Source organism: Pseudomonas mediterranea CFBP 5447 (genome assembly GCF_000774145.1).
Classification (GTDB): domain Bacteria; phylum Pseudomonadota; class Gammaproteobacteria; order Pseudomonadales; family Pseudomonadaceae; genus Aquipseudomonas; species Aquipseudomonas mediterranea.
Window position 1 is genome coordinate 91,462 of record NZ_KN322983.1, and the last position, 17,041, is coordinate 108,502.

At 62.6% G+C, this 17,041-nt stretch carries 12 protein-coding genes; 4 read left to right on the top strand and 8 right to left on the bottom strand.

Going from position 1 to position 17,041, the window contains the following annotated elements:
- Positions 1-114: 114 nt before the first annotated feature.
- The 3 genes from N005_RS05970 to amaB all read right to left on the bottom strand — a co-directional run bounded on the left by N005_RS05970 (position 115) and on the right by amaB (position 4,483).
- Positions 115-1,251 (bottom strand): ABC transporter substrate-binding protein, encoded by a 1,137-nt coding sequence (locus tag N005_RS05970; protein WP_047700307.1) that lies wholly within the window; start codon positions 1,249-1,251, stop codon positions 115-117.
- Between the two features lie 365 nt (positions 1,252-1,616).
- Positions 1,617-2,900, bottom strand: a complete 1,284-nt coding sequence (gene amaA, locus N005_RS05975; protein WP_047700308.1) for an L-pipecolate oxidase — start codon at positions 2,898-2,900, stop codon at positions 1,617-1,619.
- A 92-nt stretch (positions 2,901-2,992) separates the two neighbouring features.
- The gene (amaB, locus tag N005_RS05980) at positions 2,993-4,483 is read right to left on the bottom strand and encodes an L-piperidine-6-carboxylate dehydrogenase (RefSeq protein ID WP_047700310.1); all 1,491 of its coding nucleotides are present in this window, start codon (positions 4,481-4,483) and stop codon (positions 2,993-2,995) included.
- 176 nt (positions 4,484-4,659) lie between these two features.
- On the opposite strand from amaB, the gene N005_RS05985 reads away from it, so the two are divergent.
- From N005_RS05985 to nadE, 3 genes are all read left to right on the top strand, one after another.
- A complete protein-coding gene (locus N005_RS05985) occupies positions 4,660-5,568 on the top strand; it encodes a LysR family transcriptional regulator (RefSeq protein ID WP_047700311.1) in 909 nt (302 codons plus the stop codon).
- Between the two features lie 270 nt (positions 5,569-5,838).
- The gene (pncB, locus tag N005_RS05990; RefSeq protein ID WP_047700313.1) at positions 5,839-7,065 is read left to right on the top strand and encodes a nicotinate phosphoribosyltransferase; all 1,227 of its coding nucleotides are present in this window, start codon (positions 5,839-5,841) and stop codon (positions 7,063-7,065) included.
- A 4-nt stretch (positions 7,066-7,069) separates the two neighbouring features.
- On the top strand, positions 7,070-7,897 hold the full coding sequence (gene nadE / locus N005_RS05995) for an ammonia-dependent NAD(+) synthetase (protein ID WP_047700315.1): 828 nt from the start codon (positions 7,070-7,072) through the stop codon (positions 7,895-7,897).
- A gap of 180 nt (positions 7,898-8,077) precedes the next feature.
- On the opposite strand, the gene azu is transcribed toward nadE, so the two are convergent.
- Complete coding sequence (gene azu, locus N005_RS06000) at positions 8,078-8,524, bottom strand: azurin (RefSeq protein WP_047701011.1); 447 nt, start codon at positions 8,522-8,524, stop codon at positions 8,078-8,080.
- A gap of 353 nt (positions 8,525-8,877) precedes the next feature.
- Between azu and N005_RS06005 the strand changes: the two genes are divergently transcribed.
- On the top strand, positions 8,878-9,465 hold the full coding sequence (locus N005_RS06005) for a cytokinin riboside 5'-monophosphate phosphoribohydrolase (RefSeq protein WP_047700316.1): 588 nt from the start codon (positions 8,878-8,880) through the stop codon (positions 9,463-9,465).
- Between the two features lie 26 nt (positions 9,466-9,491).
- Here the strand turns inward: N005_RS06005 and N005_RS06010 are convergent, their stop codons facing one another.
- From N005_RS06010 to N005_RS06025, 4 genes are all read right to left on the bottom strand, one after another.
- A complete protein-coding gene (locus N005_RS06010; RefSeq protein WP_047700318.1) occupies positions 9,492-9,869 on the bottom strand; it encodes an NUDIX hydrolase in 378 nt (125 codons plus the stop codon).
- Positions 9,870-10,064: 195 nt separating this feature from the next.
- Positions 10,065-10,955 (bottom strand): transglutaminase family protein, encoded by an 891-nt coding sequence (locus tag N005_RS06015; RefSeq protein ID WP_047700320.1) that lies wholly within the window; start codon positions 10,953-10,955, stop codon positions 10,065-10,067.
- Entirely contained in the window at positions 10,955-13,441 is a 2,487-nt protein-coding gene (locus N005_RS06020; protein WP_047700322.1) for a circularly permuted type 2 ATP-grasp protein, read from the bottom strand. Before N005_RS06020 ends, N005_RS06015 begins: the two co-directional genes overlap by 1 nt.
- A gap of 264 nt (positions 13,442-13,705) precedes the next feature.
- Positions 13,706-16,999 (bottom strand): transglutaminase family protein, encoded by a 3,294-nt coding sequence (locus N005_RS06025; protein WP_047700325.1) that lies wholly within the window; start codon positions 16,997-16,999, stop codon positions 13,706-13,708.
- Positions 17,000-17,041: the final 42 nt, after the last annotated feature.

A 17,041-nucleotide genomic window follows, 5' to 3' on the forward strand; every position in this document is an offset into this window, starting at 1 on the left:
TGATCGTGACGAGGGAGCTTGCTCCCGCTGGACTGCGCAGCAGTCCTGTTTTCAGGGCCGCTACGCGCCCCAGCGGGAGCAAGCTCCCTCGCCACAAGCCGTTATCCCTTCAAATCACTTCTGTTTTTCCAACTGATGGTATTTGCCGTCCTTGTCCCACTGGTAGACCACGTAGTCGGAGATCTTCAGGTCGCCCTTCTTGTCCCACTCCTTCTTGCCCATCACGGTCTGGACCGGGTTGGCCTTGAGCCATTCGGCGGCAGCGTCGGTCTTGTTCGACTTGGCACCGTTGAAAGCGGCAGCCAGGGTCTGGACGGAAGCGTAGGCATACAGGGTGTAGCCTTCAGGCTCGGTGCCCTTGGCACGGAATGCGTCTACCACGGACTTGCTGTCCGGCAGCAGGCGTGGGTCGGCACCGAAGGTCATGTACACGCCATCGACGTATTGCGCGCCGCCGGCGGTGGTCACCAGTTCATCGGTCACGATGCCGTCGTCGGACATGAATTTCACGTCCTTGAGGCCTTGTTCACGCAGTTGGCGAACCAGCGGGCCGGCTTCCGGGTGCAGGCCACCGAAGTAGACCACGTCGGCACCGGCCGCGCGGATCTTGGTGACCACGGCGCTGAAGTCTTTCTCGCCGCGGGTCAGGCCTTCGTACAGCACCGGGGTCACGCCGCGCTTGGCCAACTGGGCCTTGGTGGCATCCGCCAGGCCTTGGCCGTAGGTGTCCTTGTCATGCAGTACCACGACTTTCTTGCCCTTGAGCACGTCGACGATGTAGTCGCCGGCGACAACGCCCTGCTGGTCGTCACGACCGCACATACGGAACATCGCGTTCAGGCCGCGCTCGGTGACAGCCGGGTTGGTGGAACCTGGGGTGATGGCCATGATGTCGGCGTCACCATAGACTTCGGAAGCCGGGATGGTCGACGAAGAACAGAAGTGACCGACCACGGCGTTCACCTTGTCCTGGTCGACAAAGCGGTTGGCCACGGCCACGGCCTGCTTCGGCTCGCACGCGTCGTCGCCTTTCACCAGGACGATCTTCTCGCCGTTCACGCCGCCCTTGGCGTTGATTTCGTCCGCTGCCGCCTGCGCCCCTTTCATGTACTGCTCGCCGAATGCTGCGTTGGCGCCAGTCATGGGACCCGCTACACCGATCTTGAAGTCTGCATGGGCAAACGCGGAAACACCCATTGCCGCTGTAACGGCAAGGGCCAGAAAGCCTTTCTTGTAAAACGTCTGGGACATGAGGTGGTGCTCCAAGGTTTTTTTTAGTTGGCACTGCGACTTCACTGAAAAGCTCAGAGCAAGGGCCGTGCCATCGGTTTTTTATTCTGAAAAAAGTCGCTGCTTTATTGTTATTTCGACTGTTTCGGGCCCTTTTTCATAGGGCGTGCAACCGTCTAAACCGCACAAGGTGCAACCCGTCGCTTAAATCAGTACAACCTTCCATGAGCCATCATTGCAACCATCGCGCGAAACGGCGTGCAACCAGCCTGTAACAACCTGCGTCACCGAACTGCACACTGCCGGTGCACAACTGCTACAACCCGCACCATAACAGGCTAGACCCTACACCGGAAAACGCCGGTTCCGGCAACACTTTTCAACACTCAAATGACGATCCGCAGGCACTGGCCCGCGTGATACAGCGAGAACCCCGCTTCATACAGGCAACTGCGTACGCCCGCCCCGGCCACTGGCTGCATCGGCGCAAAGGGAATCGGTAACGCTTTCGCGTCGCCATGGCACAGGTAATCGGCAAAGGCCTTGCCCACCACTGTCCCGGTCGTCACACCCCTTCCGTTGTAACCGGTGACCGCCACCAATCCGGGCGCCGGCTCGAACAGTCGCATCAGATGGTCCGGAGTGAAGGCGATGCAGCCGGTCCAGGTGGATTCCCATTGCACTGACTTGAGGTACGGGAAGTAGTGCTGCTGCACCCGATCCGCCCAGGCCTTGAGGAACCAGATGGGCTTGCGGTTGCCGTTGCCCAGGCTGCCGAGCAACAGACGGCCGTCCTGGTCGCGGCGAATGCTGCTCAATACCTGACGGGTATCCCACGATCCCTGGCCGCCCGGCAGGATGCGTTGCGCCGCCTCGCCGGACAATGGGACGGACGCCACCTGGTAGTAATAGCCGGGGAAGAAATTGCGCCGCAGTTCAGTCCATTCGCCTTCGGTGTAGGCATTGGAGGCGATGACCACCTGCTCGGCCAATACCGAACCCCGCGCCGTCTGTACCGACCAGCGCTGGCCCTGGCGTTCCAGGCGTGTCACGGGGGAGTGGTCAAACAGCTGACCACCCAGGTCCGACGCAGCCTCGGACAATCCACTGACATAGGCCATCGGATTGAGCGTGCCGGCGCGTCGGTCCAGCAAGGCCGCGGCGATTTTCGACGTGCCCGTCGCTTCGACACAGGCCTGGCCGGTGAGCAACTCCACCGGCGCGCCGCGGCGCTTCCATTGTTCTTCGCGGCTGCGCAGGTCTGCCTCGCCCCGGGCGTTATGGGCCATGTGCAGCGTGCCTTCGCGGCGCAACTGGCAATCGATGTTGTATTTGTCGACGAGACTGAACACCAGCGCCGGTGCTGCACCCAGCATGCGATTGAGCTGGCTGCCGACGGCTTCGCCGAAACCGGCCTCGATCTCATCCGGCGGGATCCACAAGCCCGCGTTCACCAGCCCGACATTGCGCCCCGAGCCGCCATGCCCGGTCCGATGGGCCTCCAGCACCGCGACGCGCTTGCCTTGCTCCAGCAAATGCACCGCCGCCGACAACCCGGTGAAGCCTGCGCCGATCACGCAGACGTCGACCGTGACTTCACCCGTGAGCGCAGGGTTTTCAGGCCTTTGCGGCGTCAGTTTTTCCCACAGACATTCTTCGCGTAACGGCATTGCAAGCTCCAAGTCTGGAGCAGCTGCGAGCAACAAGCTTCAAGCGCCAAGCTGGATTTGCTTGAAGCTTGGCGCTTGCTGCTCGAAGCTGCTTAGTCGAACGTAATCCCCTGGGCCAACGGCAACTCCAGCGAGTAGTTCACGGTGTTGGTCTGGCGACGCATGTAGGCGCGCCACGAGTCGGAGCCGGATTCGCGTCCGCCGCCGGTTTCTTTCTCACCACCGAAAGCGCCGCCGATTTCCGCGCCGCTCGGGCCGATGTTGACGTTGGCGATGCCGCAGTCACTGCCCACCGCAGACATGAACTGTTCGGCTTCACGCACGTCGGTGGTAAAGATGCAGGACGACAGGCCTTGCGGCACGGCGTTGTTCAGGTGCAGGGCCTCGGCGAAGTCCTTGTAGCCGACCACATACAGGATCGGTGCGAAGGTCTCGTGGCGGACCACGTCGCTCTGCTCCGGCATCTCGACGATGGCCGGCGACACGTAGTAGGCATTCGGGAACTGGTCTTCGAGCTGACGCTGGCCGCCGAATACGCGACCGCCTTCGCTCAAGGCCTGTTCGAGAGCGTCCTGCATGTTGTCGAAGCTGTGCTTGTCGATCAGCGGCCCTACCAGGTTGCCTTCCAGCGGATGGCCGATGCGTATTTTCGAGTAGGCAGCCTTGAGGCGGGTGACGATTTCTTCTTTCACCGACTCATGGGCGATCAGGCGGCGCAGGGTGGTGCAACGCTGGCCGGCGGTGCCGACGGCGCTGAACAGGATGGCACGCACGGCCATGTCGAGGTCGGCGCTCGGCGCCAGGATCATCGCGTTGTTGCCACCCAGTTCGAGGATGCTGCGGGCAAAGCGCGCGGCGACCTTCGGCGCCACTTCCCGGCCCATGCGGGTGCTGCCGGTGGCGCTGATCAACGCTACGCGCGGGTCATCTACCAAGGCTTCACCGGCATCGCGACCGCCGATGATCACTTGGCACAGATACTCAGGCGCATCGCCGAAATTCTTCAGCGCCCGCTCGAACAGCGCCTGGCACGCCAGGGCGGTGAGCGGGGTCTTTTCCGAAGGCTTCCAGATCACCGAATCGCCGCACACCAGGGCCAGCGCGGTGTTCCAGGCCCAGACCGCGACGGGGAAGTTGAACGCACTGATCACCCCGACCACGCCCAGCGGATGCCAGGTTTCACGCATGTGGTGGCCCGGACGCTCGGAGGCAATGGTCAGGCCGTACAGTTGACGGGACAGGCCGACGGCGAAATCGCAGATGTCGATCATCTCCTGCACTTCACCCAGGCCTTCCTGGGTAATCTTGCCGGCTTCCCAGGACACCAACTCGCCGAGATCGGCCTTGTACTCACGCAGCAGGTCGCCAAACTGGCGCACCAGCTCGCCGCGACGCGGGGCCGGGACCTGGCGCCACAGATCGAAGGCACGCTGGGCGCGGCTGACCTGCTGCTCGACTTCGGCCGCGCCTTCCCAGTTCACCGCGCCGATACGACTGCCGTCGATGGGCGAGTGCACCGACTGTGTGCCGTTCTGGTACAGGGCCGGGTCGACACCCAGACGATCAAGCAATGCAGCAACCATGGTCAATTCCTCAAGCGAAAGACGAAAATCGGCAGCCGGACGAACACGGCTGATCAGGACTGTAGTTGTAGCTGGCCCGAGTCTTGCCAACAAACGACCTTTAAGCGAGATATCATTCCGTTTATTCATGCTGCCCCATGAACGGATATGACGAGCCACCGCAAATAGGCCTCAGGATGCTCAATAAACGCTATTTACCATCGATTACGGCACTGCAATGTTTCGAAGCGGTGACCCGTCACCTGAGCTTCACCCGTGCTGCCGAAGAGTTGCATCTGACCCAGAGCGCCGTCAGCAAGCAGGTCGCACAGCTCGAGGAACTGTTGCAGCACCTGCTGTTCCGCCGCGTGCGTCGGCGCTTGCAGCTGACGCCGGCCGGCGACTTGTACCTGGGTGAAGTCCGGAAGATTCTCACCCAGGTCGAAATGTCCACCCACTACCTGCGCTCCTACGGTGGCGACACCGAAGTCTTGAGGGTCTCCACGCCGCCGACCTTCGGTGCGCGCTGGCTGGTACCGCGCCTCAAAGGCTGGCGCCTGCGGCATCCGAAGATCCATCTGGACCTGTGCAGCGAACAGGAACCCGACGACTTGCTGCAAGGGCGCAGCGACATGGCGTTCTATTTCGGCCAGGGCTCTCGACCCGGCACCGAATCCCTGGAACTGTTCGGCGAAGAACTCGTACCGGTCTGCGCGCCGGGCTGCCTGCCGGATACCCCCTTTACCGACCCGACGCAACTGGCCGACCTGGTGCTGTTGCAGAACGCATCACGCCCCCAGGCCTGGCATGACTGGTTCGCCGACCAGGGTTTTCACACCGAACACAGCTATCACGGACCGCGCTTCGAAACGTTCTACATGTGCATCCGTGCCGCCCAGGTCGGCTGCGGCGTCGCCCTGTTGCCGCGCTTTCTGGTGGAAGAAGAACTGGCAGACGGCAAACTGATCATCCCTTGGCAACACGCCATGCCCAGCACCAGCGCCTATTACATGGCTTATCCCGAGCACGCGGCAGAGGTGCCCAAGGTGAAACTGTTTGTGGAGTGGATGTTGGAGCAGATGGCTAATCCTGATGCACCACAGTAAGAGCTACGACACAGAGCCCTGTGGCGAGGGGATTATAGGGGCGACCCGACGTTTCGTCGGGCAATACTGACAACTCAATCTGCCTGATACACCGAGTTGCCCGGTTTCAGGGCTGCCTTGCAGCCCAGCGGGGATAAATCCCCTCGCCACAAAAGCTCCGTGTCCAAAAAACACTGGCAATCACCCCAAGGGTTATGCGCCACTAGCCACTTGACCACAAACCGCTGTCCGACGCTGCCCGCTGCAGCGAACTGTCTGGAGATACCCCTCATGAGCGAGAGTGTGTTTGCCGATCGCATCGTGCAGAACCTGCTCGACACCGACTTCTACAAGTTGACGATGATGCAGGCGGTCCTGCACAACTACCCCAACGTTGAAGTCGAATGGGAGTTTCGATGCCGCAACAGCGAGGACCTGCGCCCCTATCTGGCGGAGATCCGCTTCCAGATCGAGCGCCTGGCCGAGCTCAACCTGAGCGCCGATCAACTGGGTTTCCTGGAACGCATCAGCTTCCTGAAGCCGGATTTCCTGCGCTTTCTGGGCCTGTTTCGCTTCAACCTGCGCTACGTGTACACCGGCATTCAAAATGGCGAGCTGTTCATCCGCCTGCGCGGGCCATGGCTGCATGTGATCCTGTTCGAGGTACCGCTGCTGGCCATCGTCAGCGAAGTACGCAATCGCTATCGCTACCGTGAGGTCATCCTCGAGCAGGCACGGGAGCAGTTGTATCGCAAGTTCGACTGGCTGACTGCCAACGCCAGCAGCGAGGAATTGTCCGAGCTGCAAGTGGCGGACTTCGGTACCCGGCGGCGGTTTTCCTATCGCACCCAGGAAGAAGTGGTGAACGTGCTCAAGCACGATTTTCCCGGGCGCTTCGTCGGCACCAGCAATGTGCACCTGTCCCGGGAGCTGGACATGAAACCCTTGGGAACCATGGCCCATGAGTGGATCATGGCCCACCAGCAACTGGGCCCGCGGCTGATCGACAGCCAGATCGCCGCCCTCGATTGCTGGGTGCGCGAGTACCGCGGCCTGCTGGGCATCGCGCTGACCGACTGCATCACCATGGACGCCTTCCTGAGCGACTTCGATCTGTTCTTCGCCAAGCTGTTCGATGGCCTGCGCCATGATTCGGGTGATCCGGTGGCCTGGGCCGAGAAAGCCATCGTCCACTACCATAAACTCGGGATCGACCCGATGAGCAAGACCCTGGTGTTCTCCGACAGTCTGACCTTGCCCAAATGCCTGGAGATTTTCCGTGCATTGCGTGGTCGCATTAATGTCAGCTTCGGTATTGGCACCAACCTGACCTGCGACATCCCGGGCGTCGAGCCCATGAGCATCGTGCTCAAGATGATCAGTTGTGACGGGCAACCCGTGGCCAAGATTTCAGACGAGCCCGGCAAGACCCACTGCAAGGATCCGAATTTCGTCGCCTACATGCGACATGTTTTCCAAGTACCTGCCGCCCTTTCTGGCCTATCAAGCAAGGAGTGAATTCATGCAAGCCGTACAGCGTGAGATTGCTGAACAGCTCAACGTCCAGCCACCGTTCGCCGATGACGCCGCCCTCAAGGCCGAAATCGCTCGCCGGGTCAGTTTCATCCAGGACTGCCTCGTCAACTCCGGGCTCAAGAGCCTGGTACTGGGGATCAGCGGCGGGGTCGATTCGTTGACGGCCGGCCTGCTGGCCCAGCGCGCCATGCGCGAACTGCGGGAAAAAACCGGTAACCCGGCCTACAAGTTCATCGCCGTGCGCCTGCCGTACGAAACCCAGTTCGATGAGCACGAAGCACAGGCCTGCGTGGATTTCATCGCACCGGACGAACGCCACACCGTCAACATCGGCCCGGCCGTCAAGGCCTTGGCCAAGGAAGTCCTGGCATTCGAAGGCAAGACGCCAGGCGCGCGGGATTTCGTGCTGGGTAACTCCAAGGCGCGGATGCGCATGGTGGCGCAGTACGCCATCGCCGGTGCCGAGCAAGGCCTGGTGGTCGGTACCGATCACGCGGCTGAAGCCGTGATGGGTTTCTTCACCAAGTTCGGTGACGGCGCCTGTGACCTGGCGCCCCTGAGCGGCCTGGTGAAAAATCAGGTCCGGGCCATCGCCCGTGACTTCGGAGCTCCGGAATCGCTGGTGGAAAAAGTCCCCACCGCCGACCTTGAGGACCTGTCCCCGGGCAAGCCCGACGAGGCCGCCCATGGCGTGACCTACGGTGAAATCGATGCCTTCCTGCACGGCCAGACCATTCGCGAAGAAGCCGCCCGGATCATCTGCGAGACCTATCGCAAGACCGAGCACAAGCGGGTAATGCCGTACGCCCCATAGCCGCCGCCCGCCAAAAACCTGTCCCTCGCTCGGACGAGCGCTACCGCCTCACAGAGCCAACTTCCATGCTGGCTGACCAGACGCCATCGCGAGCAGGCTCGCTCCCACACCGGGCTCCTTGGGGATTGACCGGACACAAAAAAGCGCCCTGCAAGGGGCGCTTTTTTTATTTCCGAAGGATTACTTCAGGGTTACGGTGCCTTTCATCATCGAGATATGGCCCGGGAACGAGCAGAAGAAGCCGTACTTCTCACCGGCGGCCAGCTTCGACACGTCAACCTCCACCGAGTCTTTCTCGCCAGCGCCGATGATCTTGGTATGGGCGATGACGCGTGCATCACCTTCCTTGAGGTAGTTCTTCTCGATCCCGGCGCCCAGGCCATCGGTCGCGATCGGCTGCATGTCCGCTTCTTTGCTCAACACCCAGTTATGGCCCATGACGGCCTTGGCCAGTTTGCCCGAGTGCGTCAGCTCAACGGTGAAGGTCTTGCAGCTCTTGTCGATCTCGATGGCCTTGGTGCTGAAGGACATCTGATCGGTCGAGTCGATGGTGGTCTTGCACTCCGCTGCCATCAGTTGGCTGCTAGCCAGTGTCAACAGGGATACTGCTACAAGTTTGGCAAACATCATGAATCTCCAAGGCATGGTTAGAAAATTCCTTCAAAGGGGAAGACTGCCTTAATTTCAGACAAGTTCCTATGACCTGAATCAAAAATTGTATACAACTTAAGGCTATCAGCCTGATGGACACAATCAACCGGCCAGACGCACAGGGTCCGCCTATGATCAACCCCATCAACCCGAATGGAGCGCCAGCCATGAACCTCAACAGCCTGTTGTGCAGCCTGCTCGCCGCCTACGCCTGCGGCGCCAGTGGTACCTACGAAAAACCTGCGCGGGAGGGCTGATGTCTGCGCGACCTTTGCACACGACCTCGGCGAGGCTTTACTCTGCAGCGGTTACCGACTCTGGAGAAAAGCATGGCCATTACGTCTGTGTGCGTATTTTGCGGCGCCAGCACCGGCACCAACCCCGCCTACCGTGAAGCGGCGCAAGCGCTGGGACGAGCCTTGGCCGAACGCAAGCTCACCCTGGTCTATGGCGGCGGTGCCGTGGGCCTGATGGGCATCGTTGCCGACGCGGCCCTTGCGGCCGGGGGCGAGGTCATCGGCATCATTCCGCAAAGCCTGAAGGACAAGGAGATCGGCCACGGCGGCCTGACCCGCCTGGAAGTGGTGGACGGCATGCATGCCCGCAAGGCGCGCATGGCCGAACTCAGCGACGCCTTCATCGCCCTGCCCGGTGGCCTCGGCACCCTGGAAGAATTGTTCGAAGTCTGGACCTGGGGCCAACTCGGCTACCACGGCAAACCGCTGGGCCTGCTGGAAGTGAATGGTTTCTACAGCAAACTCACCGGTTTCCTCGACCATATCGTCGATGAAGGTTTCGTCCGCGCAGCCCATCGCGACATGCTGCAAGTGAGCGCGTCAGCCCATGACCTGCTCGATGCGCTGGATGAATGGCAACCCTCGGTACAGCCGAAATGGGCCGAGCAGAACGCCCTATGAGAACCGGCGTGAGGGCCCAGCGGCCCTCACGCTTGCAAGGCCTTGGCAATCGAGGCGCGATAACCTTCCGGCAGATTGGCCGGTAAGCGGCCCGGCTCGAAGAGTCCGATCTCCTTGTGTTCATGGCTCACCGTCGGCACGAAGCCGCCCACCAATTGGCAGCGGTAAGTGGAAATGAACACGTGTTTGCCAGGGATGACTTCGAACAGGTAGGAGTCCAGCGGCTCCCCTACGCTCACCTCAACCGCGAGTTCCTCGATGATCTCCCGGGCCAGGCATTGCGGCGCCGTTTCGCCCAATTCGATTCGCCCGCCGGGCAATTCCCACTCGTCCCGCTCGTTGAGCATGAGCACGACCAGGCCTTCGGGGGATTGCAGCACGCCTTTGATGGAAACCGGGAACATATCACCCTCCAATGAAACACAGCGTCTATGAACCATGCGGACCCCATGGGAGCACGCAGTTCATGTGGGAGCATGGCTTGCCCGCGATCGGGGTGTAGCGGCTGAACTGAAAACCGCGAGGCCCCATCGCGAGCAAGCTTTGCTCCCACAGCACAAGCCGTGCCCCTGCTGCCCTCTCTCAGACCAAACCCTGAATCACTCCAGCGGCATCACTGTCACTCGCACTTCGGGATCATGGTTACCGCCCCCCAGGATCACCCCGCGCAACGGCGACACGTCGGAAAAATCCCGGCCCCAGGCCAGGCTGATGTGCTCCAGGGCCGGCCGTACGTTGTTCGTCGGGTCGAAATCCACCCAGCCCAGTGCCGGGCAAAACACCGAGATCCAGGCATGGGACGCGTCGGCGCCAATCAGCCGGGGCTGGCCGGGCGGTGGCTGGGTCAACAGGTAGCCGCTGACGTAACGCGCCGCCAGCCCACGGGAGCGTACGCAGGCCAGCATCAGGTGGGCGAAGTCCTGGCAGACGCCCCGCCGCCGTTCCAGCACCTCCACCAGCGGCGTCGCCACCTGGGTCGCCTCGGCATCGAACGTGAACTCGTCGAAAATCTTCTCCATCAGCGCCCGGACACACAACATCAATGGGCGTCCCGGCGGGAAGCAGCTTTCGGAAAACTCGACGAAGCTGCGCTTGAGGTGCACGTAGGGAGACTCGAAACGGTAGCGACACGCGTCCAGCAACGACTCGGACAGCGGCCGGCTGCTGTAGGTCAGCGCCTGGCAGGTCGACTCCCAGGATGGCGACAGGTTGAAATCAGGCTCCGGGCGGGCCAGCACTTCGATACTCAGGCGGGCATTGACCAGCAACTCGTCATGGGGCCGTTCGAAAGCCAGGCGGATCAGTGGATTACCGAAGACATCCAGCTCATCCCGGCGGGTCGTCGGCTCGGGGCTGATCACCAACTGCTGGTCGGTGCAACGCTGCCAATCGCAGGGTCGAGGCCACAGGTGGGCAAGCTGCTGGGCCAGGGACACCGGGCTGTCGTAGTGGTAATGGGTGTCGTGAAGAATCTGGTAGCGGGCGCTCATCATACGGACACCGTGCGTTGGCTGACGTCATCGACGTGGGCAAAATGACGCAGGGCCAGGCGATCCGACACCTGGCCGCTGACATCGGCCACTTCCTGCAGCAGGTCGGCCAGGCCATCGAGCGCGGCGCGCAGGCTGGCTTCGCCGAACAACGGGTTCTCCAGGCAGCGCAGGTCAAAGCGCGACAGGCGCGTCACCAACTCCGGCAGCGCGGTTTCCCTGGGCGCGCCAAAGTCATCGTTCAGGCGCTTGAGGGTACGAGCCACCAGTTTCAACTGGAAGAGCACTGCATGGGGGTTCTGCTCGTCCAGCAGCAACAGGTCGAGCACTGGGATCAACTGGGCGACCGCCAGGTAACGCGAGCGGTAGGTGATGCTGCTGTTACCCAGCTCCAGCAGCCATTCCAGCCCGGCCTGATCGAACACCGCCTCACCCCGCAGGAACGCGGCCAGACTGCTGCTGAGAAACTGCAGGCGCTCCAGGCGCCGGCCGATCATCAGGAAGCGCCAGCCCTCGTCACGGGTCATGTCGTCCAGGGCAAAGCCGGACAACGCCGCCAGGGACATCACCAGTCGATTGAGAAAATCCAGCAGCTCGCCGAAATCCGCTTCGCCGGTTTCCAGCTCCAGGGCCTCGCGTTGCAACTCCACCAACGCTTGCCAGTTCTCCCGGGACAACTTGCCACGCACCTGCGAGGCCGCCCACTGCAGGCGCTGCAGGTTGGAGCGCAGGCTGAACGACCAATCGTCACCCAGTAACGCCGCCAGCAGACGCTCGGGCAGTTCGCCCTCTTCGGGCAGCAGCATCAGGCTCTCACCCAGGGATACCGCCGATTGCAGGGCCTGGGGATCATCGCCATCGACGTAACGCGCCAGCATGATCCGCAGCAGCCGCGCGCTGTCATCGCAACGCTCGCAATAACGACCAAACCAGAACAGGTTTTCCACCACCCGGGACGGCAGATACGGATCCCGTCGAACCAGGTCGTGGACGCCCACGGTGCGCTGGGCCTTCCACTGTTCGCTGCCAGGCGCCAGTTCTCCCAGCACCCAAGTGTCCTTGCTCGCGCCGCCACGTTGCATCGACACCACTTCGGCATCGGCCTCGGCCGCCACGCGGGTCAAGCCGCCCGGCAACACCCGATAATCGTCCTCACCGGACACCGCGTACACACGCATGCCAATAGCCCGCGGCTGCAACAGGCCGTCCTCGGCCTGCCAGACCGGGGCCTGGGACAACTGCGCCAACTCCTGGGCCACGTAGGCGTAAGGCCGCGCCTGGATCCGCGCCGCCAGACCGGCGCGTTGCTCTTCGCTCAGGTCTCGGCCGAACACCGGCTTGAAGCTCTGGGACGGGAACGCCGGCTTGATCAACAACTGAGGCAGCTTTTCCAGGGCCTGGGCCAGCACCGGCGGCTCGCCGCACCACCAAGTGGCGATAGAAGGCAGCAACAGGTCCTCGCCGAACAGGAACTGGCAGATTTTCGGCAGGAACCCCAACAGGCCCGGCGACTCGAGCATGCCACTGCCCAAAGCGTTGGCCACCAGCACCCGGCCCTGGCGCACCGCCTCGAGCAGCCCCGGCACACCCAGGGCCGAATCGGTACGCAACTCCAGCGGATCGCAAAAGTCATCGTCGAGCCGACGCATGATCGCGTGGACCCGACGCAGCCCGCTGAGAGTCTTGAGGTAGACCGTGGCGTCGCGAACGGTCAGGTCGCCCCCCTCCACCAGCGGATAGCCAAGCTGACGCGCCAGGTACAGGTGTTCGAAATAGCTTTCGTTGAAACGCCCCGGCGTCAACAGCACCACCAGGGGCGGCTCGTCCTCGCTGGGGGCCTGGCGGGCAAGGGTTTCCTGCAAGGTACGGAAGAAACCGGACAGGTGCTGGACCTTCAGGTCGCGGTAGAGATCGGGGAAGGCGCGGGAGACGATCATGCGGTTTTCCAGCGCATAACCGGCCCCGGAGGGTGCCTGGGTCCGATCCGCCGTGACCCACCAGCGCCCATCGGGCGTGCGCGCCAGGTCCACGGCATACAAATGCAGGAAAATCCCTTCCGGAGGGCTGATGCCCTGGCAAGGCCAGAGGAAGTTGTTGTGCCCGAACACCAGCTCCGCCGGCAGCAGGCCTTCGCTGATCAGCCGTTGTGGCCCGTAGAGGTCGGCCAGCACCGCATTGAGCAACCGTGCACGCTGGGCAATACCGGCCGACAGTTGCTTCCATTGCTGCGCATCGATGACATGGGGCAGCAGGTCCAGCTCCCATGGCCGGTCGGCGCCCTTCGGATCGGCATAGACGTTATAGGTGACGCCGTTTTCCTGGATCTGCCGCGCCAGCAACGCCTGACGCTGCATCAGCTGGGCCGGCGTGCTGCGCTGCAACTGGTCGAACAGCCGCCGCCAGTGCGGACGCACCGCGCCGTTGCCGTCCAGCAGTTCGTGATAAGTGCCCGTTGTCAGCGGGTAACGGTCAAGCAGGTCAGGCATGGAAAGCTCGGCAGGCGGCAGTGAAAGGTGAGACTAGCGCAAGGGCGTGATGCCCGGATAGATGCCATGGCTTGGCATGTGAACGGCATGACCGGCCCAATACCTCTGTGGCAAGGGGATTTATCCCCGCGGGGGGCGAAGCCCCCATATCGATGCCTGCTACACCGCGTTGCCCTGGATTAGGGCCGCTGCGCAGCCCAGCGGGGATAAATCCCCTCGCCACAGCAAGCTCCCTCGCCACAGGTCAATCGGCTCCGGTATCGCTTATTTTTGTAGCATCCCCTGAAAGTGCCGCAGATCGAGCGTCAGAGGAAACTCCTCATCCACCGCCAGACTGGGGATCGGCAGTTTCCCAGGTGTATGTCCCAGGCGGAAGAAACGCGCCATCCGCCGGCTCTCGGCCTCGTTGGCGTTCACCGGCAGGCTGTCGTAATTGCGCCCGCCCGGATGGGCCACATGGTACTGGCAACCGCCTACGGAGCGTTGCATCCAGGTGTCGAGCAGATCGAAGACCAGCGGCGCGTGGACCGGGATGGTCGGCTGCAAGCAACTGGCCGGCTGCCAGGCACGGAAGCGCACCCCGGCGACGAACTCTCCAACCCGGCCGGTGGGTTGCAGCGGCACCGGCGCTCCGTTGCACGTCAACAGATACCGTTGCGGCGCCAGGCCGTTGAGCTTGACCTGCAAGCGCTCCAGGGACGAATCCACATAACGCACGGTGCCACCGACTGCGCCCTCCTCACCCAATACATGCCAGGGTTCCAGGGCCTGGCGCAATTGCAGCTCGATACCGCCTGCCGCATAGTCGCCCACTTTCGGAAAGCGAAACTCCAGATGCGCAGCGAACCACTCGGCCCGCAACGGGTAGCCGGCGCCATTCAGCTCTTCGATGACGTCGGCGAAGTCCTGCTCGATGAAGTGGGGCAACAGGAACCGGTCATGCAGCTCGGTGCCCCAGCGCGCCAGCTTGGCCGGCGCATAGGGTTCGCGCCAGAACCGCGCCACCAACGCTCGCAACAGTAATTGCTGAGCCAGGCTCATGCGGGCATGAGGAGGCATTTCAAAGGCACGCAGTTCCAGCAGGCCGAGACGCCCGGTGGCGCCGTCCGGCGAATACAGCTTGTCGATGCAGAATTCGGCGCGGTGGGTGTTGCCGGTCACGTCGATCAGCAGGTGGCGCAACAACCGGTCGACCAGCCAGGGCGGGCACTCCTCACCGGGCGCCGGCATTTGCGCAAAGGCGATTTCCAATTCGTACAGCGCATCGTTACGGGCTTCGTCCACCCGGGGCGCCTGGGACGTCGGGCCGATGAACAATCCGGAAAACAGGTACGACAGGGACGGATGGTTGTGCCAGTAGCTGATCAGGCTGCGCAGTAGATCGGGACGTCGCAGGAACGGTGAGTCGGCCGGTGTCGCACCGCCGAGGACGAAATGGTTGCCGCCGCCCGTACCGGTGTGCCGGCCGTCGATCATGAACTTCTCGGTGGTCAGCCGGGTTTGTCGTGCCTGCTCGTAGAGAAATTCGGTGCGCTCGACCAATTCATCCCAAGACGCCGACGGCTGCACATTCACTTCAATCACCCCCGGATCCGGCGTGATGCGGAAGTTGCCCAGGCGTGGATCGCTCGGCGGCTCGTAGCCTTCCAACAGCACCGGGCACTGCAACTCCTCGGCCGTGGCCTCGATGGCGCTGACCAGTTCAAGGTAATCCTCGACCCGCTCCAGGGGCGGCATGAACAGATACAACCGACCCTCGCGGGCCTCGGCGCAGAAGGCGGTGCGGGTCAGCCAGTCGGCGGACACGTCGATTTCCGGTACGCGATCCTCTTCGATCAACGCCGCGCCGTGACGGGCCAGTTGTTCGGTGTCGGGCAGCCCGGGCAAATCCTGGTTCGGGTCGGTGGGGTGGATGAACGGATATTCGGCTGCCGTCACCCACGGCTGGGACGCCAGCGGCAGGCGATAGCCCAAGGGCGAATCCCCCGGCACCAACCGACAGTGGTTGTCCCGCAGGTACCAGCGACCGCTCTGCCATTGATCGCCCTTGGCGGTACGGGCCAGTGGCAGGACCTGGCCGATGACTTTGTCCAGGCCCTGGCTGAAGACCTTGCGCAAGCGTCCCCGCTCCAGGGCGTCGTCCAGGCGTGGGTCCTGGGCGCTGACATTCGAGGGCAACGCGCCTTCGCGCCAGAGGTAATAGAAATTGTCTTCGTAGGCCGGAAACACGAAGCGCGCAGGAATGTTCAAACGCTCAGCGACACTCGTCAGAAAACGCCCGGCCATCTCGCCATCGGCGCCGTAGTCTCGTTGCTCGTCCGCGATCAAGTCGCTGTTGTGCCAGATCGGCACGCCGTCACGTCGCCAATAGCAGTTGAGGGACCAGCGCGGTAGTTGTTCGCCGGGGTACCACTTGCCTTGGCCGAAATGCACCAGCCCCTGGGGCGCGTAGTGCTTGCGCATGCGCTGGAACAGCTCGGCGGAGAGCCGGCGCTTGTCCGGGCCGAGCGCCGCGGTGTTCCATTCGGCGCCGTCCGGGTCATCGATGGAGACGAAGGTCGGCTCGCCACCCATGGTCAGCCGCACATCGCCTTGCAGCAGGTCAGCGTCGATCTGCCGGCCCAATGCCTGGATCGCCAGCCATTGCTCTTCCGTATAAGGCTTGGTCACCCGCGGCGCTTCCCAGACCCGCTCCACGGACATCTCATGGCTGAACTCGCACTCGCACGGTTCCACCAGGCCCGTAATCGGCGCCGCCGATGAAGGATCGGGGCTGCACGCCAGCGGAATATGCCCTTCCCCGGCAAACAGGCCGGACGTCGCATCCAGGCCGATCCAACCGGCGCCAGGCAGGTAGACCTCGCACCAGGCATGCAGGTCGGTGAAGTCCACTTCGGTACCGGACGGGCCGTCGAGGCTTTTCACATCGGCGGTCAACTGGATCAGGTAGCCGGAGACGAACCGCGCCGCCAGGCCCAGGTGACGCAACAGTTGCACCAGCAGCCAGGCCGAGTCGCGGCAGGAACCGGACGCCTGCTCCAAGGTGTGCTCCGGGGTCTGGACACCGGGCTCCATGCGGATCAGGTAGCTGATGTCGTTGTGCAGGCGCTGATTGAGCGCCACCAGGAAATCCACCGCCGGCAGCGGCGTGCGGTCGATGCCATCCAGGTAGGCCTTGAATTTCGGGGTGAGCGGCAGCGTCTCCAGGTACGGCATCAGCTCGTGTTTCTCATCGACGCCGTAGACGAACGGAATCTGCTCGGCGTAGGGCTCGAGGAAAAAGTCGAACGGATTGAACACCGCCATTTCCGCCAGCAGGTCGACCTCGATCCGCAGTTCTGCGGTTTTCTCAGGGAAGACCAGGCGCGCCAGGTAATTGCCCTGGGGATCCTGCTGCCAGTTGATGAAGTGCTGCTCAGGCGAAACTTTCAGCGCATAGGAAAGAATCCGCGTACGGCTGTGGGGCGCGGGGCGCAGGCGAACGATCTGCGGACCAAGTTCGACGGCACGGTCGTAGCGGTAATGCGTGACGTGATGCAATGCGACATGGATCGACACGGCGTGCCTCCTGCAACCTGGGCGGAATAGAAAGCGGCGCAA